This window comes from Tardibacter chloracetimidivorans, assembly GCF_001890385.1.
Lineage (GTDB): Bacteria > Pseudomonadota > Alphaproteobacteria > Sphingomonadales > Sphingomonadaceae > Tardibacter > Tardibacter chloracetimidivorans.
The window spans coordinates 640,878-660,521 of the sequence record NZ_CP018221.1 but is presented as its reverse complement, the minus strand read 5'-3'; the positions used below and the strand labels follow the sequence as shown (position 1 = coordinate 660,521).

At 63.8% G+C, this 19,644-nt stretch carries 19 protein-coding genes; 6 read left to right on the top strand and 13 right to left on the bottom strand.

Features of this window, described 5'->3' with window-relative positions; genetic code table 11:
• Positions 1-71: 71 nt before the first annotated feature.
• The gene (locus BSL82_RS03280) at positions 72-599 is read left to right on the top strand and encodes a retropepsin-like aspartic protease family protein (RefSeq protein WP_072598575.1); all 528 of its coding nucleotides are present in this window, start codon (positions 72-74) and stop codon (positions 597-599) included.
• Here the strand turns inward: BSL82_RS03280 and hslO are convergent.
• The 4 genes from hslO to BSL82_RS03260 all read right to left on the bottom strand — a co-directional run bounded on the left by hslO (position 596) and on the right by BSL82_RS03260 (position 4,548).
• Positions 596-1,510 carry an Hsp33 family molecular chaperone HslO gene (hslO, locus tag BSL82_RS03275; RefSeq protein ID WP_226998606.1) on the bottom strand — a complete coding sequence of 305 codons (915 nt, stop codon included), beginning with the start codon at positions 1,508-1,510 and terminating at the stop codon, positions 596-598. The two genes, BSL82_RS03280 and hslO, sit on opposite strands and share 4 nt — an antisense overlap.
• Positions 1,507-2,436, bottom strand: coding sequence for an ornithine carbamoyltransferase (gene argF / locus BSL82_RS03270; protein WP_072596014.1), 930 nt, complete (start codon positions 2,434-2,436; stop codon positions 1,507-1,509). The genes hslO and argF overlap by 4 nt, the downstream gene beginning before the upstream one ends.
• Positions 2,433-3,620: an aspartate aminotransferase family protein gene (locus BSL82_RS03265; RefSeq protein WP_072598573.1), complete on the bottom strand. Its 1,188-nt coding sequence runs from the start codon at positions 3,618-3,620 to the stop codon at positions 2,433-2,435. The genes argF and BSL82_RS03265 overlap by 4 nt, the downstream gene beginning before the upstream one ends.
• 100 nt (positions 3,621-3,720) lie before the next feature.
• A complete protein-coding gene (locus BSL82_RS03260) occupies positions 3,721-4,548 on the bottom strand; it encodes an ABC transporter permease (RefSeq protein ID WP_072596013.1) in 828 nt (275 codons plus the stop codon).
• 83 nt (positions 4,549-4,631) lie between these two features.
• Here BSL82_RS03260 and BSL82_RS03255 point away from each other — a divergent pair, with 83 nt between their 5' ends.
• The 4 genes from BSL82_RS03255 to BSL82_RS03240 all read left to right on the top strand — a co-directional run bounded on the left by BSL82_RS03255 (position 4,632) and on the right by BSL82_RS03240 (position 8,863).
• Complete coding sequence (locus tag BSL82_RS03255; protein WP_072596012.1) at positions 4,632-5,237, top strand: GcrA family cell cycle regulator; 606 nt, start codon at positions 4,632-4,634, stop codon at positions 5,235-5,237.
• Between the two features lie 54 nt (positions 5,238-5,291).
• Entirely contained in the window at positions 5,292-7,232 is a 1,941-nt protein-coding gene (gene acs, locus BSL82_RS03250; protein ID WP_072596011.1) for an acetate--CoA ligase, read from the top strand.
• Between the two features lie 157 nt (positions 7,233-7,389).
• On the top strand, positions 7,390-7,929 hold the full coding sequence (locus BSL82_RS03245; protein WP_072596010.1) for a hypothetical protein: 540 nt from the start codon (positions 7,390-7,392) through the stop codon (positions 7,927-7,929).
• Between the two features lie 85 nt (positions 7,930-8,014).
• Positions 8,015-8,863: a class I mannose-6-phosphate isomerase gene (locus BSL82_RS03240; protein ID WP_072596009.1), complete on the top strand. Its 849-nt coding sequence runs from the start codon at positions 8,015-8,017 to the stop codon at positions 8,861-8,863.
• A gap of 10 nt (positions 8,864-8,873) precedes the next feature.
• Here the strand turns inward: BSL82_RS03240 and BSL82_RS03235 are convergent, their stop codons facing one another.
• Positions 8,874-9,644, bottom strand: a complete 771-nt coding sequence (locus BSL82_RS03235; protein WP_072596008.1) for an NUDIX hydrolase — start codon at positions 9,642-9,644, stop codon at positions 8,874-8,876.
• Between the two features lie 151 nt (positions 9,645-9,795).
• On the opposite strand from BSL82_RS03235, the gene BSL82_RS03230 reads away from it, so the two are divergent.
• Positions 9,796-10,803, top strand: a complete 1,008-nt coding sequence (locus tag BSL82_RS03230) for a hypothetical protein (RefSeq protein WP_072596007.1) — start codon at positions 9,796-9,798, stop codon at positions 10,801-10,803.
• On the opposite strand, the gene BSL82_RS03225 is transcribed toward BSL82_RS03230, so the two are convergent.
• The 8 genes from BSL82_RS03225 to rfbF are packed head-to-tail and all read right to left on the bottom strand — an operon-like array spanning position 10,804 to position 19,491.
• Positions 10,804-11,814: a GDP-mannose 4,6-dehydratase gene (locus BSL82_RS03225; protein WP_072596006.1), complete on the bottom strand. Its 1,011-nt coding sequence runs from the start codon at positions 11,812-11,814 to the stop codon at positions 10,804-10,806.
• A 28-nt stretch (positions 11,815-11,842) separates the two neighbouring features.
• Positions 11,843-13,135, bottom strand: a complete 1,293-nt coding sequence (locus BSL82_RS03220; protein WP_072596005.1) for a nucleotide sugar dehydrogenase — start codon at positions 13,133-13,135, stop codon at positions 11,843-11,845.
• Entirely contained in the window at positions 13,132-14,127 is a 996-nt protein-coding gene (locus BSL82_RS03215; protein ID WP_072596004.1) for a glycosyltransferase family 2 protein, read from the bottom strand. Before BSL82_RS03215 ends, BSL82_RS03220 begins: the two co-directional genes overlap by 4 nt.
• Positions 14,124-15,056: an NAD-dependent epimerase/dehydratase family protein gene (locus tag BSL82_RS03210; RefSeq protein WP_072596003.1), complete on the bottom strand. Its 933-nt coding sequence runs from the start codon at positions 15,054-15,056 to the stop codon at positions 14,124-14,126. Before BSL82_RS03210 ends, BSL82_RS03215 begins: the two co-directional genes overlap by 4 nt.
• A 41-nt stretch (positions 15,057-15,097) precedes the next feature.
• Positions 15,098-16,321 (bottom strand): class I SAM-dependent methyltransferase, encoded by a 1,224-nt coding sequence (locus tag BSL82_RS03205; protein WP_072596002.1) that lies wholly within the window; start codon positions 16,319-16,321, stop codon positions 15,098-15,100.
• A gap of 32 nt (positions 16,322-16,353) precedes the next feature.
• Positions 16,354-17,565 (bottom strand): DegT/DnrJ/EryC1/StrS family aminotransferase, encoded by a 1,212-nt coding sequence (locus tag BSL82_RS03200; protein ID WP_072596001.1) that lies wholly within the window; start codon positions 17,563-17,565, stop codon positions 16,354-16,356.
• Positions 17,556-18,680, bottom strand: a complete 1,125-nt coding sequence (rfbG, locus tag BSL82_RS03195) for a CDP-glucose 4,6-dehydratase (protein ID WP_072596000.1) — start codon at positions 18,678-18,680, stop codon at positions 17,556-17,558. The genes BSL82_RS03200 and rfbG overlap by 10 nt, the downstream gene beginning before the upstream one ends.
• A complete protein-coding gene (gene rfbF / locus BSL82_RS03190; protein WP_072595999.1) occupies positions 18,673-19,491 on the bottom strand; it encodes a glucose-1-phosphate cytidylyltransferase in 819 nt (272 codons plus the stop codon). The genes rfbG and rfbF overlap by 8 nt, the downstream gene beginning before the upstream one ends.
• Positions 19,492-19,644: the final 153 nt, after the last annotated feature.

Genomic DNA, 19,644 nt, shown 5'->3' with positions numbered 1-19,644 from the left:
GAACAACCATCTATAAAGTTTCTCGTGCGAATATGGAGCCTGGCATATCCACAGGCAAGAAGGTGACGCGGATGATGAGGCTGTTGGTAGCCATGGTGGTTCTGCTGTTTGTGCTGGGCCTGATCTTCGCTCCGTCAGCGTCGCAGGAAAGCTCGTCGGCCGAGCCGGAACCGCGGACCCTTGCCGTCAGCGCCACGCCCGTCGCCGAGGAGGCCGGGCAGGTCGGCAACGGCATCGCTAAGGTGGTCATACCGCGGTCGGAAGACGGGCATTTTTACGCCGACGCCCAGGTTGGCGCTGCGACTGTGCGTTTCCTGATAGACACCGGGGCGACAGCGGTCGCCTTGTCCCGCGCGGACGCTCAGCGCGCGGGCATTTCCCCGCGTGCCGGCGAGTTTACCGGAACGGCGCGGACGGCGAATGGCACAGTGCCGCTGAAGCCGGTGACGATCGATCGCATCCGCATCGGCCCGCTCGAGGCGCGAAACGTCGCCGGAGCGGTGATCGACGGCGATCTCGGCGTATCCCTGCTCGGTCAGAGCTGGCTGCGGCAGGTGGGGACCGTCACCATCGCTGATGACAGGTTGATCCTCAACTAACTCTCTATCCGGAAATCGCGCGCGCAAAAGGCGCAATCGACGGTGATGAGGCCGTCTTCTCCGCGCATCTCGATGCGTTCGGATTCCGGAAAGCGGGCCAGCACGTCGCGGATATGTTCGATCGTGCAGCGGCAGCCGCGCGACAAGGGCTGAGTTTCCGTCACCCTGACTTCGTCTTCGTTGAACAGCCGCCAGAGCAGGTTTTCAAGCGGCAGCGTTGTGTCCGTCAGTTCATCGTCCGTCACCGTCTCGGCCAGCAGGCGGACATGCTCCCAATCCGGATGATCCTGCCGCACATGCAGCCGCTCGCGCCCGATCTCGCCCTCGGCAAGATGCTGGAGAAGCAGCCCGCCGGCGACATGTCCCGCATCGCCCATGTCCGCCATCGCCAGCCGCACGAGCGACGGTATCTGCTCGGACTGGCTGAAATAATGCTGGGCCGCATCCGCAAGGCTTTCGCCCTCCAGCGGGACGATGCCCTGATAGCGCTCGCCGGTGAGCGCCTGATCGAAGGTGAGGGCGAGATAACCCTCGCCGAACATGTCGCGAAGGCCCGACTTCTCGTTCAGCACCGAGAGCCGGTCCGGGTCGTGGCGTATATAGCCGCGCAGCGCCCCTGCCTGATAATCGCACACCAGCAGGTCGATCGTGCCACCCTGCGCCTGCGCCTGAAGTGTGAGCTGCCCTCCGGCTTCCTTCAGCATCGATCCGAGAAGCGCGGTCAGCGTCAGCGCCTCCGCAAGAAGGCCGGTCAGCAGGGGCGGGTAATTGTGGTTCGACAGAATGGCGTCGAGCACCGGCCCCAGCCGCACGATCCGTCCCCGCGCGTTGCGGCCCGGTATCGAAAAGGGGATACAGCGATCCGCGTCGCTCAGCGCATAATGGCCTTCCGGATAGCCGGTCGCGTTCACCCCAGTTTTCCCAGAGCCCACAGCAGGACGGATTTTTGCGCGTGGAGCCGGTTTTCGGCCTCGTCCCACACTGCCGATTGGGGGCCATCGATCACCGCGTCCACCACTTCCTCGCCGCGATGGGCGGGCAGGCAGTGCAGGAACAGCGCGTCGGCGGCAGCAGCGGCCATGATCGCGGGCGTCACTTGATAGGGCTCCAGCGTGCGCAGCTTCTCCTCGGCGTGCGACTGACCCATGGAAATCCAGGTGTCGGTGACGACGACATCGGCACCAGCGACGGCCTTTGCGGGATCACGGATGATGTCGACGGCGGCACCCAGCTTGCGGGCGGCTTCGACCACCTCAATCGACGGATCATATCCGGCCGGGCACCCCACGCTGACGCTGAAATCCATCAGGCTCGCCGCCTCGATGATGGAATGGAGGACATTGTTTCCGTCGCCCAGCCACGCCCAGCGGGTTCCCGCCAAACCGCCCCGGCGTTCCATCACCGTCAGCAGGTCCGCCATGATCTGGCAGGGGTGCGAGTCGTCGGTCAGGCCGTTTATCACCGGCACGGTGGCGTATCTGGCCAGATCGACGATCTTCTGGTGATCGTCGGTGCGGATCATGATCGCATCGACAAAGCGCGAGAGAACCCGTGCGGTGTCGGCGATGGTCTCCCCGCGCCCAAGCTGGGTGGAGCCTGACTCCATCACGATAGTGCCGCCGCCAAGCTGACGCATCGCCATGTCGAACGAAACGCGGGTGCGGGTCGAGTTCTTCTCGAAGATCATCGCCAGCGTGTGCCCCGCAAGCGGCGCATCCGCGTCGGCAGCGCCCTTGGGCATTTGAAGGCGCTGCTGCTTGCGGCGAAGCGCGTCGTCCAGCATCGCCCTGACCGCATCGCCGCCCGCGTCCGACAGGTTGAGGAAGTGCCGGGTCATGCCGCATCGCTCACTTCATAATTCCGCGCCGCCTCCGACAGCTTGTCCACAAACTCACGGATGTGTGAATCCTCGATGACGAGTGGGGGCAGGACGCGGACGACATTGTCGCCGGCCGCCACTGCGAGGAGGCCGTGCGTGCGCATATGGGCGACAAAGGCGCGGCTGTCGCTCTTGAGCTTGATGCCCAGCATCAGCCCCATGCCGCGAACGCTCTCGAAAAGCTGGTCGTGATTCGGGATCATCTGCTCCAGCGCCTGACGCAGCCTTTCACCCGTCGCCCTGACCTGCGGCAGGAATGCGGGGTCCAGCACCACGTCCAGAATCGCCTCGCCCGCCGCCATGGCGAGCGGATTGCCGCCATAGGTGGAGCCATGGGTGCCGAACGTCATGCCCTGCGCCGCCTTTTCGGTGGCAAGACATGCGCCCAGCGGGAAGCCGCCGCCGATGCCCTTGGCGACGGCCATGATGTCGGGCGTCACGCCATATTGCTCATGGGCGAAGAAGGTGCCGGTGCGGCCATAGCCGCACTGGACCTCATCCAGTATCAGCAGCAGGCCGTGCTTGTCGCACAGCGCGCGCAAGCCGGAGAGAAACTCCTGCGTCGCCGGGCGGATGCCGCCTTCGCCCTGCACGGGCTCCAGCATGAAGCCTGCCGTTTCATCGGTGATGGCGGCTTCGGCGGCTGCGAGATCGTTGAAATCGACAACGGTGAAACCCGGCAGCAGCGGCTCGAACCCGCCCCGCATCTTCTCCTGATTGGTCGCGCTGATCGTGCCGAGCGTGCGGCCATGGAAGGCGTTCGAAAAGCAGATCAGCGCATGGCGCTGCGGATTGCCGGTCGCGAAGTGATAGCGGCGCGCGGTCTTGATTGCGCATTCCACCGCTTCCGCGCCGGAATTGGTGAAGAATACAGTATCGGCAAAGGTTGAATCGACCAGCCGCTGCGCGAAATGTTCCTGCTGCGGCGAACCATAGAGGTTCGACACATGCATCAGTGTCGCCGCCTGCCTCTGGATCGCGCCGATCAGATGGGGGTGGCTGTGGCCCAGGATGTTGACCGCAATGCCGCTTGCGAAATCCAGAAAACGCTTGCCGCTCTCGTCGATCAGATAGCAACCGTCGCCGCGCACGGGACGTACGTCGCACCGGGGATAGACGGGCATAAGCGGCGAGATCGTCATCATGTCCCTCCTGAACGAGGCTGGATTCCAGAAACGCAAAAAGGCGGCCCGTTCCGGCCGCCTGGCTGAGCGGGGCTTTTACAGCCGGCCGGTCCGGCGTTCAAGCCTTGAGCTTCCACCCGCTGCGCAGGATGGCGTAGCACAGCGCGCCCAGCCCCAGATTGATCGCAAGCAATACCGTCGCCCCGATCAGAACCGGCGAATCGGCGACGCCGAGAAAGGCGTAGCGAAAGCCGGAAATGGCGTAGAAGAACGGGTTCAGGTGGCTGATGAGCCTGAACGTGCCATGCAGATTGTCGATCGAATAGAAGGTACCCGAAAGCAGCGACAGCGGCGCGATGACGAAATTGGTGACGGCGGCGGCGTGATCGAACTTTTCAGCCCAGACGGAGGTCAGCAGGCCAAGAAGGGTGAGCAGCACCGCACCCATCAGGCCGAACCAGATCAGCGCCCAGAAATGCCGGACGCCGACATGCACGTCCGGCCACAGCAGCATCGCCAGCCAGACCGCCACCCCGACCAGAATGGCGCGGGTGACGGCCGCCGCCGTCAGCGCCGTCAGCAATTCGCCGGTGGAGAGCGGCGGCATCAGATAATCGACGATCGTTCCCTGCACCTTGCCCACGAGCAGTCCGAAGCTGGAATTGGCGAAGGCGTTCTGCATCATTCCCATGATGATGAGTCCCGGCGCAATGAAATCGGCGAATGGCACGCCCATTACCGTCCGCCCGGCGCGGCCCAGCGCAACCGTGAAGATGACCAGAAAGAGAAGGGTTGTAAGCGCCGGACCCCAGATCGTTTGAAGCTGGACCTTGAAGAAACGCCGCACCTCCTTCAGATAGAGCGTCCAAAGTCCTGTCCAATTGATCATCGGGATTACCGGAGTGCCGGGCTCGTTCATCGTCCGGCGATCTGTCTGGTCGTTCATGGAATGACCGACTAATGGTTGCCGGGAGTCGCCGCAAGCGATCGCTTGCGCTAGGACGGCCGAAAAGTTTTGAAGGAAGTTGAATGTCCTGGACCGACGAACGGATCGACAAACTGAAAAGGCTCTGGGAACAGGGCATGACCGCCAGCCAGATCGCCGATGCGCTTGGCGAAGGCGTGAGCCGCAATGCCGTGATCGGCAAGGCGCACCGGCTCGGGTTGCAGTCGCGGCCGTCTCCGGTGAAGGCGACGGACGCCCCGAGCGAAGCGGCTCCGGCCGCTGCCGCCGCGCCCGCCCAGCCTCCAGCGCCGCCGCCCGCTCCGCCCAAGGTCGAACAGCCTGAACCCGAGCCGGCCGTCCAGGCGTCGCAGCCTTCCCGCATGCTGCGGCCGGGAACGCCGACCGGGCCGGTGCCGCCTTCCGGTCCGCCCGCGCCGCCGCGCCGTTCCATTCCGGCCAAGCCGAGCAAGGAGATCGAGGGCAAGACCACGCTTCTCGACCTCAGCGACAAGATCTGCAAATGGCCGATCGGCCATCCGGGCGAGCCTGATTTCCACTTCTGCGGGCAGCCCTCCAATCCCGGCTTTCCTTATTGCGTGGAGCATTGCGCAGTCGCCTATCAGGCGCAGCTTCCCCGCCGCGACAGGCGTCCGCCGCCGCCGCCCTATGGCGCGCCCAGGATACGCTGACCGCGCTGCGGCCCGAGTGACTCGAACCCGGATAAGGATAAAGGAGAGACTTTGGTGAGTGCCGAGACGGTGATTCCAGTTCCGGCCGAATGGGCCGCGCGTGCGAAGGTGGATACGGCGCGTTATGCCGAAATGTATCGGCAGTCGCTTGGCGCTCCCGACGCCTTCTGGCTGGAACACGGCCGGCGGATCGACTGGATCAAGCCATTCACCAAGGTATCGAACTGGTCCTTCGACGAGGCGGACTTCGGCATAAAATGGTTCGAGGACGGGGTGCTGAACGTCAGCGCCAACTGCCTTGACCGGCATCTGGAAAGCCGGGGCGACGACATTGCCATCATCTGGGAGCCGGATGACCCCAAGGCGGAACCGCGGCGGATCAGCTATCGCGAGCTTCACGCCGAGGTCTGTCGCTTCGCCAATGTGCTGAAGGCGGCCGGGGCGAAGAAGGGCGACCGGATCACCATCTATCTGCCGATGATCCCAGAGGCGGCGTTCGCCATGCTCGCCTGCACGCGGATCGGCGCGATCCATTCCGTCGTGTTCGGCGGGTTTTCACCCGACAGCATCGCCGGGCGCGTGCAGGACTGCGATTCCAACATCATCATCACCGCCGATGAAGGCCTGCGGGGCGGCCGCAAGGTTGCGCTCAAGGCCAATGTCGATGTCGCTGTCGAAAGCTGCCCCTCGGTCAAAAAGGTGGTCGTGGTGCGCCACACCGGCGGCGAGGTGGCCATGACGGCCGGGCGCGATTTCTGGTATCATGAGGCGGCAGCCGGGGTCAGCGCCGATTGCCCGCCGGAGCCGATGGGCGCGGAAGACCCGCTGTTCATCCTTTATACGTCCGGCTCCACCGGCAAGCCCAAGGGCGTTCTCCATACAACCGGCGGCTATCTCGTCTGGGCGTCGCTGACGCACGAACTGCTGTTCGATTACCGGCGGGGCGAAATCTATTGGTGCGCGGCCGATGTCGGCTGGGTCACGGGGCACAGCTACATCGTCTATGGGCCGCTCGCCAATGGCGCGACCACGCTGATGTACGAGGGCGTGCCGAACTGGCCGACACCCTCGCGCATCTGGGAAGTGGTCGACCGCCACCAGGTGAACATCCTCTACACCGCGCCCACGGTGCTGCGCTCGCTGATGCGGGAAGGGGACGGACCCGTCACCTCCACCAGCCGCAAGTCGCTGAGGCTTCTCGGCACGGTCGGAGAACCGATCAATCCCGAAGCGTGGCTCTGGTATCATCGCGTGCCGGGCGAGGGCCGTTGCCCGATCATCGACACCTGGTGGCAGACCGAGACGGGCGCGGCCATGATCGCGCCGTTCCCCGGTGCGACCGACCTGAAGCCCGGCTCTGCGACCAAGCCCTTCTTCGGAGTGGCGCTCGAAATTGTCGATGCCGATGGCAAGGTGCTGGAAGGCGCGACTGAGGGCAATCTGGTTGTAACCCGCTCATGGCCGGGGCAAATGCGGACTGTCTGGGGCGATCACGCGCGGTTCTTCCAGACCTATTTCTCGACCTACAAGGGCAAGTATTTCACCGGCGACGGCTGCCGCCGCGATGCGGACGGCTATTTCTGGATCACCGGGCGCGTCGACGATGTTATCAACGTGTCCGGTCACCGCATGGGCACGGCGGAAGTCGAATCGGCGCTGGTCGCTCACGCGAAGGTTGCCGAGGCGGCTGTCGTCGGTTTCCCGCACGACATCAAGGGGCAGGGCATCTACGCCTATGTCACGCTCAACGCGGGTGAGGAGCCGTCCGACGACCTGCGATCGGAACTGGTGAAATGGGTGCGAACGGAGATCGGGCCGATCGCGACGCCCGATACGATCCAGTTCTCGCCGGGCCTGCCCAAGACCCGCTCCGGCAAGATCATGCGGCGAATCCTCCGGAAAATAGCGGAAGGCGACACCAGCAATTTGGGTGACACCACCACGCTGGCCGACCCGTCGGTCGTCGACAGCCTGGTTGCGAATCGCGCCCGGTAGACCCGCGCCGTTCCACCAGGCCCCCGTCCGATTATTTTATTGCGGCGCAACATGATTGGCGTCATCATTCCGTAATGGAGCGAGGCCCGTGGATGGTTAAGCACCCATCAAGGCTTTGTGTCCTAATGTTCCTTCGGGACTATGGAGACGCGGGGATATGGGCAGCATTCACAGACGCAATGACGGCGCGGCGACCCTGAAGGAAATGCAGGAGTTCGCAGGCTTTCCGGCGGCCACGCAGCGCTATGTCCGGCGCTCGCTCGACATCGGATTGCATCGCGCGGACGCAATCCAGCTCTGGTCCCGCGATATGGTGGAAGCGGCCGCCATTCGCGCACAGGCTGCGGTCTACGACCTGCTCGACGAAATCCGGCCGATCATTCCGGACGGCCCCGACCTGGGCGACCTGATGCCCTTTTACGGCCCGTTGATCGCGCTCAGCGGCTTTGACCTGGGGCAGGGGCGGTTGCCGAGCTTTTCCTCCTATCGCTTTCTCTACGAACGGCTGCTCGGCGCGCGGGTCAGGCCGTGGCTGCCCGGCGCGTTCGCTTCGGCGGCGATGTTGCCGTCGCTTGATCCGACGCGGCGCAAGGCTCTGCTCGAAACCATTCCGGAGGCGGTTGCAACCGCGCCGGGTTGGTCTATCCGCGAGCCGGTGTTCTACCCTGAATGGGTGGAGAAGTGCGAACCGGCGTGAACGCCTGACAGTCTCCCGCCCTTTTCAGGGCGGGATACCTCCGGCGCTCTCGGCGTTGTGCCTGTGGGATGCGAGGAGGGGCGAAATGGCTGTCGTGAAACTCATCACCAAAAGGGTGGAAAAGCCCTGGGGCCGCCGGACCTTGTGGCCCGCTTTCGATGACGTGATGAACTGCGGCGAGCCGGTTGGGGAAATCTGGTTTCAGATGCCCGACGGAAGCGAGCCGGAACTGCTCGTCAAATATCTGTTCACCAGCGAAAATCTGTCCATTCAGGTTCATCCCGACGATGAGGGCGCTAAGGCGCGGGGCTATCCGCGCGGCAAGGACGAGGCATGGGTCGTGCTGGAGGCCGATCCGGGCGCGACCATCGCCATCGGTACGCGCCGCGTGATGACCCGTGAGGAATTGCGGGAGGCCGCCCTCAACGGCACGATAGAGGATGTGATGTTCTGGAAATCGGTCAAGGCCGGTGACGTGTTCTACTCACCCGCCGGGACCGTCCATGCCATTGGTGAAGGGCTTACCCTTGTCGAGATACAGCAGAATGTAGACCTCACCTACCGGCTTTGGGACTATGGCCGCCCCCGCGAACTTCATCTCGACGACGGCATCGCCGTGTCCGATCCGGTGCCCTATGTCACGCCGCATGTGCCGCGGGAGATCGGGGACGGAAGAACGATCCTGTGCGATGGTCCCAAGTTCGTGCTGGAACGCTGGAAGATGGAAGGCGCGGGCGAACTGCAACCGCCGCCCGACAAGCCCGTGTGGGTCGTGCCGCTCGTCGGCGGCGGTTCCCTGGCAGGTCAGCCCATCAAGGCCGGAGAGGCGTGGGTCGTCGATGAGAAGGCGGAAATCTCTCTGAAGCCGGGCTCGGATGTTCTGGTCGCCTATCCGGGCGAGGATGTTTTTCCCGGCGTCTGGACGAGGCGCTAAGCGCCAGCTGCTACTCCCGCTCGGCGCTGTCGAGCGGTTCGCGGGTGAGGGGATATCCCTGATCGTCGGGTATGACGAGCCAGCGCCGGCCTTCCGCTTCTTCGGTTCGTGGCTGGATGGTCCTGACAGTGATCGAGCGGGCATGCGCCTCCAGCGCTGCATAGTCGGCATGCACTGCAAGCCGTTCCAGATTTCGTCGGGTCGGAAAGATGATCTGCGCCGCGCCCTGGCCGGCGGACTCAAGCATATCCTGCGGTCGGGTCCAGAAGATGCGGGTCGTCTCCCTGCCATCAGGAAGGAAGGGCATGGGCGCATCCTCTGGCGCCCTGGCAATGTAGAATCGGGTGTCGAAAATCCGGCTCAGCCTTCTGGACGGCGGCAGCCAGCGGGCGAACGGCGTCAGGCTGCCCAGGTTCAGGCGCAACCCTTCGGCCATCAGCATTTCTGAAAACGGCTTTCCGGAATGCAGCGCAGCCCTCCAGTCCGCCCAGCGATGCAGTGGCAGCCCGTCGACACCTATGGCAATGCCAGTTTCTTCCAGGCTTTCCCTCATCGCCGCGATACGGGCGGCTGCGTCGAGCCTCTCCAGGCCGGCCGAGGCTTCGCCGATCGGGGCCGAGGCGGCTATCAGGTGATCGTCCTCGTCTATGCGGCCGCCGGGGAAGACTGCTGCGCCGCCGGCGAACGCCAGCTGGGCATGCCGTTCCACCATCAGCACTTCATAGCCGTTGGGCTGGTCGCGAACGATGATTACGGTTGCCGCAGGTATCGGGTCGGTCATGGCGTTTCGTTGCAGCAAAGCGGTGGCGCACACAAGTGCCCCGTACCTGCCCGATGCGTCGGAGCAACCGGATTAGCCCCAATGCCAGGCTTTACGTCCATGCGCGCGCGTGGATTGTGAATTTGGCAACCAATCGTGACCGGAACCATCCGTGGCGCTTCAGCAGGCCGCAGCAGAGAAGATCATGCACCTTGACGCAAGCCAGCTTGCGGCAGGCCGGCTGGGCGCGCTTTTTCGCGAGGGCGCCATCGGGGTCGTGATCAAAGGCGACCCGCGCATCCAGAAGGCCTGGGAAATGTTGCTGCCCCGCATGAGGGCGGCAAATGCGGGGGAAGAGCGGCTGCCGTGGGAAGCGCCGGTGGTCGACATGGCGCGGAATCTTTATTCCGATGGCGGGCTGAACTGCACGGGCGATGTCATGCACTTCTCGCCGGGGCGGATCGGCTATATCGGCCGCAAGCTGGAACTGGAGCCGGACCCCGCGACCGGCGGTCTGCGCTGCTTTCCTCCCGTGCTCGGCCAGGGCGCCGCTTCCTTTACGCCGGACCCGGCCGCGCTCGATATCTGCTGGCGGATCGTGACCGATCTGTTTTCAGGCCTGGTCGCGCCGGGCAAGGTGCCGACACCCTTCAAGGCGGTCGTCCAGCGCCTCAAATATCAGCATTCCTTTAGCGATATAGGCCGGCTTTGCGATCTGGTGGAAAGTGCGTCGGGGCGCTGGTCGCAGCTCGGCTACCGGCTTGACCGCTACCGGGAGATGGCGCGCGGACCGTTTGCGGCGCAAGGCCTTGCCGACATCTTCGCGCTTTTATGCCTATCGCCCTGGCTGAGGCCCGCCGTCATGAAGCTGAACGGCCTTTTCCACAAGGCGGATCGCAAGCATGCGGTGGCCGAAGGGGAAAGCATCATCGGCAAGCCGCATTATGACGGCCGCTATTTCAGCGCGCTGAGCGGTGAGCGCGACACGATTCTGACCCAGCTGTTCGACGGCCGCTGGTGGCATGGCGTGGAGTTGAACTCCGGCGAGCTTCTGGTGATACCCGGACTGGCCGCCCGCCAATTCGGTTTGCGCCCGACGCTTCACCGCGTGCTTCACGCCGGCGGGGAGGGCAGCGGGTATAATGCGTCCAACATCACACTCCTGCTGGGGGCGAAATAATCAGGCCATCTCCAACTGGTGATAAGCCTTGAACCAGTCGACGAAGCGCGGAATGCCCGCTTCGATCGACGTCGTCGGAGCAAAGCCGAGATCGCTGCTGATCGCGTCGATATTGGCGTAGGTTTCGGGGACGTCGCCCGCCTGTAACGGCTGAAAATCCCGAACGGCCTTTTTGCCCACGGCCTCCTCGAGCACGTCGATCATGTGCATCAGTTCTTCGGGCCGGTTGTTGCCGATGTTGTAGACCCGGTGGGGAGAAACCGACCCGCCCGCCTTCACGGCTCCGTCATCCGGGGACGGGTTGTCCAGGCAGGCGACCACGCCGGACACGATGTCGTCGATGAAGGTGAAATCGCGCCGCATGTTGCCGTGGTTGAACACCTTGATCGGCTGGTTTTTCAATATGGCGTCGGTGAACAGCCACATCGCCATGTCCGGACGCCCCCACGGCCCGTAAACGGTGAAAAAGCGAAGGCCCGTGAGCGGCAGCCGGTAAAGATGGGCGTAGGTCTCGCTCATCAGTTCGTCCGCCTTTTTCGTGGCGGCGTAGAGCGAGATGGGATGATCGACCCGGTCCTCCACCGAAAACGGCATCTGCTTGTTGGAGCCGTAGACGGACGAGGAGGAGGCATAGACCATATGGGCGCACCGGTCTGAATGCCGGGCGAACTCCAGCATGTTCACATGGCCGACCAGGTTGGATTGCACATAGGCATGGGGGTTCTCGATCGAATAGCGCACGCCCGCCTGCGCGCCCAGATGCACGATCCGGTCGATCGGGCGGCCCTTGAGCGTTTCCGTCAGCGCGGCCATGTCGGCGAAATCCAGATGGATAAACTCGAACGCGCCCGGATGGCGGCGCTCGATCTCGGCAAGGCGGGCCTGCTTCAGCGACACGGGGTAATAGGCGTTGAGGTTATCGATCCCGATCACCTCTTCGCCCCGTTCCAGCAGTCTCAGCGACGTATGGAAGCCGATGAACCCTGCGGCTCCGGTAACAAGCACGGCCATTCAAGCAATTCCCTTTTCTGCGGTTGGATCAAAGCTGCCAACGGCGGAGATCGGGCGGCAACTCGACGTCCCGCCATATCCCCTTGATATCGGCAACCAACCCGCCGCTTTCCACTATGCGCGCGATGTCCTCGCCGTTCCACCCGCGATAGCGGGCGTGCGGCACGGCTGCAATCACCGCGTCATATCGCCTGTCGAGCGCCGCAGCGTCGACGTGAAGGCCATATTCATGCGCCGCCTCTTGCGGATCGGCCAGCGGATCGTGGATCGTCACTTCATGGCCGATCCACTTCAGCCGTTCTATGACGTTCACAACCTTGGAGTTCCGCAGGTCGGGCACGTCCTCCTTGAAGGTGAGGCCCAGCATCAGCACGCGGCCGGCCTTGCCCAGGCGGGAGTGAACCTCGTCCGCCAGATAGTTGGACATGCCGTCGTTGATCGATCGTCCCGCCAGCACCACGCGCGGCAACATGCCGAGCTGCTGCGCCTTGTAGCTCAGATAATAGGGATCGACGCCGATGCAGTGCCCGCCGACCAGGCCCGGCGCAAAGCGCAGGAAATTCCACTTCGTGTTGGCCGCGTCCAGCACGTCATGCACCGACAGGCCGATCTTGCCGAAGATCTGCGCGATCTCGTTCATGAAGGCGATGTTGATGTCGCGCTGCGCATTCTCGATCACCTTGGCGGCCTCCGCCGTCTTGATCGATGCGGCCCGGAAAACGCCGCCACTGGTGACCGCGCCATAGATGGTGGCGAGCCTCTCGGTGACTTCTGCGTTTTCCCCCGCGATCACCTTTGTGATCCGGTCCACCGTATGCTCGCGGTCGCCGGGGTTTATCCGCTCCGGCGAATAGCCCAGGAAGAAATCGACGCCGCGCTTCAGCCCGGAAAGCCGCTCAAGTTCAGGCCCGCACACATCCTCGGTGACGCCCGGATAGACGGTGCTTTCATAGACCAGGATCGTCCCGGCGTTTCGTTTCAGGATAGCGGCGATGGCGCGGGTCGCCCCCAGCACCGGCCGCAGGTCCGGCTGGTTCGCGCTGTCGACGGGCGTCGGAACGGTGACGATGAAGATGTCCGTGTCCTGGGCGTCCTCAATGCATTCGCTGAGGCGGAGGCCGCTGTCGGCCAGCGTGTCCGGCGTCACTTCCCTTGTGCGGTCGTGTCCCGCCTTCAGTTCGGCGATCCGGTTGCTGTCGATGTCGATGCCGATGCAGTCGAACCGCCGGGCGAGCGCAACGGCAAGCGGCAGGCCGACATAGCCCAGGCCGATGACGGCGATGCGTTCTCCGCCGGGCGGACTGGATAGGGGCGTCGTCATTCTGCGGCCGTGAGCGAGAGCTGTGACGGCTGTTTGTGCGGCATGTTGAGGGTTACTTCGATGATGGGGGTCGGGCGTTGCTTCGATTGCATGAAGATGCGGCCCAGATATTCGCCCAGCACGCCCATGAAGAGCGCGTTCATGGAGATCGACATCAAGAGCAGCAGCGTTGTGGTCGCAAAACCGGCGGGCCAGTCCTGGCCGAAGATCAGCCGTCCCGCGAGATAGACGAACATCAGGACGAAGGTGAAGCTGCCGACGAGCAGGCCCACCGCCGATGCGATCCTGAGCGGGACCAGCGAGTGGTTGAGCACGCCGTCGACCGCCAGCCCCAGCATCGCCTCGAAGGGGAATTTGCTCTTGCCCGCCACCCGTGCCCGGCGATCATATTCGAAGCCGATCTGCGAAAAGCCCATCGAGCTGATGAGGCCGCGCATATAGGGGGAGGTGTCGTTCACCGTCCGAAGCTGGGCGAGGATGCACGCATCCACCAGGCGGAACTCACCCGCATTCAATGGAAGATCGTCCTCGCTCATCGACGCGATCAGCCGGTAGAAGGCGCGCCTGCTCCAGCTCGTCACCGCGCCTTCGTCGGTGGAACGGCGGATGCCATAGACGACCTGATGGCCCTGCCGCCAGAGATCGAGCATCTGCGGGATAAGCTCCGGCGGGTCCTGCAGGTCGCAATCGAGCTGGATCGAGCAATCGCCCGTCGCCGCCTTGTAGGCGGTGAGCAGCGAGCGCTGATAGCCGCAGTTGCGCGAAAAGCGGATGACATGCACCTTCGGGTCCCGCGCCGCCATGTCCCTCAGCAGCGCGAAGGTGCGGTCGGTCGAATGATTGTCGGTGAAGATGATCTCGTAATCATAGTCGGGAAGGGTGCGGAACACGCCGGTGACGGCGGCATAGACGCTCCCGACATTCGCCTCTTCGTTGAAGCAGGGAATGAGGATCGAGACCTTGGTCCGATCATTGTCGACGCCATGTCTCATGCTGCGATCCGATCATGGCTGCGCATCGCCGACACGGTCTTTTCGATCCCGTCGGCCAGGTTGAGGGCTGCCTTCCAGCCGACCAGCGACTGCGCGAGATCGGGCGCAGCGCGCAGTTCGGACGGGGTACGGCCGGGTTGTGTATCGGAAAGCGTCACGAGCGCGGGATCGGCGCCCGTGGCCGCGAGGACCAGTTTCGCCGCCTCGCGCATGCTGGGGGCCACGCCGGTGGCAAGGTTGACGACGGTGTGTCCCATCAGCTTCGCCTCTGAAAGCTGCATCAGCCCCTCCACTGCATCGTCGATGTGGAGCAGGTCGCGCCGGTCGTCGGGATGGCGGACGGTGAGGGGCTGGCCTTCAAGGCAGCGGCGGATCATCGCCGGTATCAGGAAGTCCTCGGACTGTCCCGGCCCATAGACGAGCGCCAGCCGCACCGTGACGACGGGGAAGGTCAGCATGGACGCCAATCTGCGGAGCTGTTCCGTGCCGATCACATGGGCGACGGCATAGGGCGTCTCCGGCTCCTCATGCTGGTCTTCGCGATAGGGAAGCGGCCCCGTGCCATATTCCGCGATCGAGCCTGTCCGGACGACCACACTTGGCGGCCGGTCCTGTTCGGCCAGCAATTGCAGCAGGAGCAGCAGGTTCCGCGCATCCGCCAGAGTGTCGGCCGCGTCCGCGCCACGGGTCCGCGCGGCAAGGTGGAAGACGCGATCGGGCGCGATCCGGGCGAGCAACGCCCGCAACCGGGGCTCGTCGCCAAGATCGGCCGTGTGGACGGTCAGGCGGTCGATCTCGCCGGCCAGCCGGTGAAGCGAGGACGACGGACGCACGATCAGATGCACGTCCAGCCCCTCGGCCACGCAGCGCCGCGCAAGATGGGACCCGATGAAACCCGCGCCACCTGTGATGACTACACGCTCGGCCATGTGCTTGATGAGTCCTGACCCTAACGCCCTGTCGGACTGCCTCAGTTCACCAGCGTCGGCTGGGGCAAGGGCACCAGAAACTGCCCGCCCGCCGCCAGGAAATCCGCCTGCTGGTCCTTGATCTCGTCGAAGAAGTTCCAGGCGAGCACGAGAAGCACATCAGGCTTTTCAGAAGTGATCGCGTCGGTTCCGCGCACCGGGATTTTCATGCCCGGCGAATAGAGATCGTGCTTCAGCGGGTTACGGTCGACCAGGAAATCAAGCTCGCTGGGACCGATGCCGAAATAGTTGAGCAGGGTGTTGCCCTTGGCCGGCGCGCCATAACCCGCGATCTTCAGCCCCTTCGCCTTCATCTCCTTCAGCATCTGGCGCAATTCCGTGCCGACATCGTCCACCCGCCGGGTGAAGGCGTCATAGCTTTCCTTGTCCAGCATGCCGGACGCCAGTTCCTCGTCCAGCATTTCCTGGACGACAGGCGCGGGCGTGTCGTTCATCGCCTTGCGGCGCAGGAATATCCGCATCGATCCGCCATGCACGCCAAGCCGCGTGACATCGACGACGTGCATGTCGAAGAAGGCCCCGAGCCTTGCAAGCGACAGCAGGCTGAACTCCGACAGATGCTCCTGATAGACAGTGTCGAACTCGTTCTTTTCGATCAGGTCCTTGGCCCAGGGCAGTTCGAGTATGAAGGTGCCGTCATCGGCAAGCAGAATGTCCACGCCCTTCATGAAATCATGCAGGTCGCCGATATGGTTGAAGGTGTTGGTCGAGCAGATTACCTTCGGCGCTTCGTGCTTTTCCAGCACTTCGGCGGCGGTCGCTGGGTTGAAATAGGCGACGTGCACATCGACTCCGCGCTCGTTCGCGATCTCGACGATGTTAGCGGCGGGGTCGATCCCCAGCGTCCGCGCGCCCATGCCGTTCGCCGCCATCAGCATCAGCCCGTCATTGCAGCCGATGTCGATGACCAGACCGCCGTTCGCCTTTTCGGTCACCACCTCTGCCAGCCCCCGGAAATGGGTGTGCATGGTGGCGGCGCCCGAGGGCACATAGAGATAGTGACGGAAATAATCGGCGGGGATCTGGTCGGCGACCTGGATCAGTCCGCATTCAAGGCAGACCTGCGTGTTGAGCGGGAAGGCCGGCTGATCCTTGGCGACGTCGCCAGACCGGATGAATGCCTGCGCCGGCGGGTGATCGCCCATCGGCAGAAACAGATAGGGATCGGGCGCGAGGCAGGCGCGGCACTGAGAGAGTGTGGTCATCGGTTGGGCTTTCCCGTTCTGGCTGGGCATGTTCAGGCGACTGCTGCTCGCGATGTCGCCATGCTCGCGACGAAATCCTCGAAGGTCTGGTGCATGAAATCGATCTGCGCGTCGTCGAGGCCGTGGTGGCAGGCCAGCAAGATGCCGCCCCGCATCACCGCATCGGCCACCGGATAGCCGCCTTCCGCCGTGCGCGAAGGCACGCTCTTCATGGCCGGCTGGCGCAGGATGTTGCCCGTGAAGACGGGTCGCGTCTGAACATCGCGCTCCTCGAACCAGATCTGCATCTGCGTGCGCGTGAACGGCGCATCGGGGCGGATCGTCAGCGGAAAGGCGAGCCAGCCAGTGCGCGATTCCGGCATCTGCCGAGGCAGGATGAACCACTCCTCATAGCGTGAGAAGAAATCGAGCTGACGCTTGAAGTTATGCTCCCGCGCGGCGATGTTCCGGTCGAGCTTGTCGAGCTGGACAAGGCCGAAGGCGGCCCCGATCTCGGACGGTTCCAGATTGTAGCCGAGTTCTTCGAACAGGAACTTGGCGTCATAGGGGATGCCGTCCAGCTCCACGTTGAAGCGTGTCTCGATGCTTTCGGACTGCACGAAGAGCGAAGAGGTGCGGCCCCAGGAGCGGAGCAGCAGCGCGCGGCGGCCAAGCTCGTCATCGTTGATGCAGATCATGCCACCGTTGCCCGCGGCGTTGATGACGTGCGATCCGTAGAAGCTGGTGGTGCTGATGTGCGACCGGGTGCCGGTGCTTGTGCCGCGAAGCGTCGCGCCAAGCGTGTCGGCGCTGTCTTCCACCACCAGCAGCCCGTGCTTGTCGGCGATGGCGCGGATACGGTCCCAATCGGGCAGGTTCCCGATCAGCGACGGGATCATCATCGCGCGGGTTGCGGGCGTGATCATCGCCTCGATCTGATCGACGTCGATGTTGTAGGTGCCTTCGGCCGCATCGACGAAGGCGGGGACCAGCTTCTGGCGCGCGATCGGAGCGACGGTCGTCGCAAAGGTGAGGGCGGGGGTTATCACCTCGCTGCCTGCCGGCAGGTTCAGAAGTTCAACGGCCAGGTAATTGGCCGACGAACCCGAATTGACCATCACGCCATATTTCTTGTCGAAAAGGGCCGCGACGTGCGATTCCATTTTCCGGACGCGGGCGCCCATCTGTGTGGAGGTGCGCAGCACGTCCACAACGGCGGCGATTTCTTCCTCGCCATGGACAGTCTGGCCATAATTCACGCGCATATCTTGAGCTCCGGTTCAGCAAGGGGCGCGCCGCCTGAATAGGCATCGATCTGAGCCAGGCTCAGCGCGCGAAGATTGGTGTCGCCATTCGCATGGGCGCGATACCATTGGGCGGTCAGCCGTATCGCCTCATCCGAAGACAGTCGCGGACGCCAGCCCAGCGCGGCGTGCGCCTTGCTGCTGTCGAGCGTCAGCATGCCCGCCTCGTGCGGACCGCCTCCCACGCCCAGCCGCAGCGGCGGCGCACCTGCGCCCCAGGCGTCGCAAAGCGTGCGCGCCAGCGTTTCCACGTTCAGAAAGGCTTGCGGCTCCGGCCCGAAGTTCCAGGCGTCGGCAAAGGACGCGCCATTGTCTCCAAGCAGGCGGGCGGCAAGTGTCAAATAGCCCGACAGTGGTTCCAGCACATGCTGCCACGGCCTGACGCTGCCCGGGTTGCGGATGTCGACGGGCGTCCCGGCCATGATCGCCCGGACGATGTCCGGCACAAGCCGGTCCACCGCCCAGTCGCCCCCGCCGAACACATTGCCCGCCCTGGCTGTCGCCAGCAGCGGCGCACCGGGCGCGTTGAAATAGGAGCGCCGGAACGAATTCGCGACGATTTCCGTGCAGCCTTTGGACGCGCTGTAGGGATCTGCGCCGCCCAATGCGTCGGTCTCGCGATAGGGCCACGGCCATTCGTGATTTTCATAGCATTTGTCGCTCGTGACGACGACGATCGCCTTCAGCGACGGCATGCGGCGGGCGGCGTCCAGCACGACGGCAGTGCCGGTGACATTGGTCAGGAAGGTGTCGACCGGCTCCTCATAGGAGGGGCGAACGAGCGACTGCGCCGCCATATGGATGAGCAGCTCCGGCTCTACCCCCTTTACGGCGCTTGCAAAGGAGTCCGGGGAGCGGATGTCGCCGATGCGATGATCGACCGACTGGGCGACCCCGGTGGATTCAAAGATGGACGGGCCGGGCGGCGGCGGAAGCGCGACTCCTGTGACATGCGCCCCAAGCCGCTGAAGCCACAGCGACAGCCAACCGCCCTTGAAGCCGGTATGGCCGGTGACCAGCACCCGCCTGCCTGCAAAGGCATTGCCGAAATCCACGGATTCCCGTCGATCAGACATGGAGCATGGCCGGCGATTCCGCCTTGAGGAGCCGCGGTTCGCGCGAAAACTCCATCCAGGGCGGGGTGCCCTCGCTCGCCAGCCGGTCAAGGTGGTCCCGGTCGCGGACGGTGTCCATCGGGTGCCAGAAACCGTTGTGCTTGTAGGCAAAAAGTTCGCCGTCCCGCGCAAGGTTGATCAGCGGGGATTGCTCAAGCGGTTCGGAATCGCCCGGCAGATAATCCAGCACGCCCGGCTCGAACACGAAGAAGCCGCCGTTGATCCAGGTTTCCTGCTTCTGCACCTTTTCGGTGAACTCGACGACCTGGTCGCCCTCAAGCTCCAGATTGCCGAACCGCGCGGGAGGCTGAACCGCCGTTACGGTGGCAAGCTTTCCGTGCGCGCGGTGGAAATCCAGCAGCGCATCGATGTCTATGTTGCCGACGCCGTCCGAATAGGTGACCATGAAGGTCTCATTGTCCAGCCAGTCGCGCAGCCTCAGCAGGCGGCCGCCGGTCATGGTCGTCTGGCCGGTATCCACGACCGACACGTTCCAATCGATCTTGCCTGTCGGGCGCAGCGTCATGCCGCCGCTTTTCAGGGCCACCGTGAAATCATTGTTCATCAGGTGGAGGTCTTGAAAAAAGCTTTTTATGAGCAGGCATTTATAGCCGCACGCCACGATGAAATCATGGTGGCCCCAATGGCTGTAGATATCCATGACGTGCATCATGATGGGGCGGCCCGCCACCTCCACCATGGGCTTTGGAATACGGACCGTTTCCTCGGCCAGTCTGGAACCAAGGCCGCCTGCAAGAAGCACTGTTTTCATATACGGCTCCCCCATTGACGCAACGTCATCGAAAGCTGTCTCCGGTTATACATCCGGGCCGTCGAAACGGCGGAGCGCAGGAGAGGTAAGCGCGGTGGGCAATTTGGCGCGCCATGCCCATCGGTGACGGCGGGACGCAAAAGAGTGTTAGCC

Bases quoted from the DNA above. Each gene is read 5' to 3' on its own strand.
- BSL82_RS03260 (WP_072596013.1), bottom strand. From the start codon at position 4,548: ATGAACGACCAGACAGATCGCCGGACGATGAACGAGCCCGGCACTCCG.
- rfbG (WP_072596000.1), bottom strand. From the start codon at position 18,680: ATGTCTGATCGACGGGAATCCGTGGATTTCGGCAATGCCTTTGCAGGC.
- BSL82_RS03265 (WP_072598573.1), bottom strand. From the start codon at position 3,620: ATGACGATCTCGCCGCTTATGCCCGTCTATCCCCGGTGCGACGTACGT.
- BSL82_RS03205 (WP_072596002.1), bottom strand. From the start codon at position 16,321: ATGACCACACTCTCTCAGTGCCGCGCCTGCCTCGCGCCCGATCCCTAT.
- BSL82_RS03220 (WP_072596005.1), bottom strand. From the start codon at position 13,135: ATGACGACGCCCCTATCCAGTCCGCCCGGCGGAGAACGCATCGCCGTC.
- rfbF (WP_072595999.1), bottom strand. From the start codon at position 19,491: ATGAAAACAGTGCTTCTTGCAGGCGGCCTTGGTTCCAGACTGGCCGAG.
- BSL82_RS03200 (WP_072596001.1), bottom strand. From the start codon at position 17,565: ATGCGCGTGAATTATGGCCAGACTGTCCATGGCGAGGAAGAAATCGCC.
- BSL82_RS03245 (WP_072596010.1), top strand. From the start codon at position 7,390: ATGGGCAGCATTCACAGACGCAATGACGGCGCGGCGACCCTGAAGGAA.
- argF (WP_072596014.1), bottom strand. From the start codon at position 2,436: ATGACCCGGCACTTCCTCAACCTGTCGGACGCGGGCGGCGATGCGGTC.
- BSL82_RS03240 (WP_072596009.1), top strand. From the start codon at position 8,015: ATGGCTGTCGTGAAACTCATCACCAAAAGGGTGGAAAAGCCCTGGGGC.
- BSL82_RS03210 (WP_072596003.1), bottom strand. From the start codon at position 15,056: ATGGCCGAGCGTGTAGTCATCACAGGTGGCGCGGGTTTCATCGGGTCC.
- BSL82_RS03255 (WP_072596012.1), top strand. From the start codon at position 4,632: ATGTCCTGGACCGACGAACGGATCGACAAACTGAAAAGGCTCTGGGAA.
- BSL82_RS03215 (WP_072596004.1), bottom strand. From the start codon at position 14,127: ATGAGACATGGCGTCGACAATGATCGGACCAAGGTCTCGATCCTCATT.
- BSL82_RS03235 (WP_072596008.1), bottom strand. From the start codon at position 9,644: ATGACCGACCCGATACCTGCGGCAACCGTAATCATCGTTCGCGACCAG.
- BSL82_RS03225 (WP_072596006.1), bottom strand. From the start codon at position 11,814: ATGGCCGTGCTTGTTACCGGAGCCGCAGGGTTCATCGGCTTCCATACG.
- BSL82_RS03280 (WP_072598575.1), top strand. From the start codon at position 72: ATGATGAGGCTGTTGGTAGCCATGGTGGTTCTGCTGTTTGTGCTGGGC.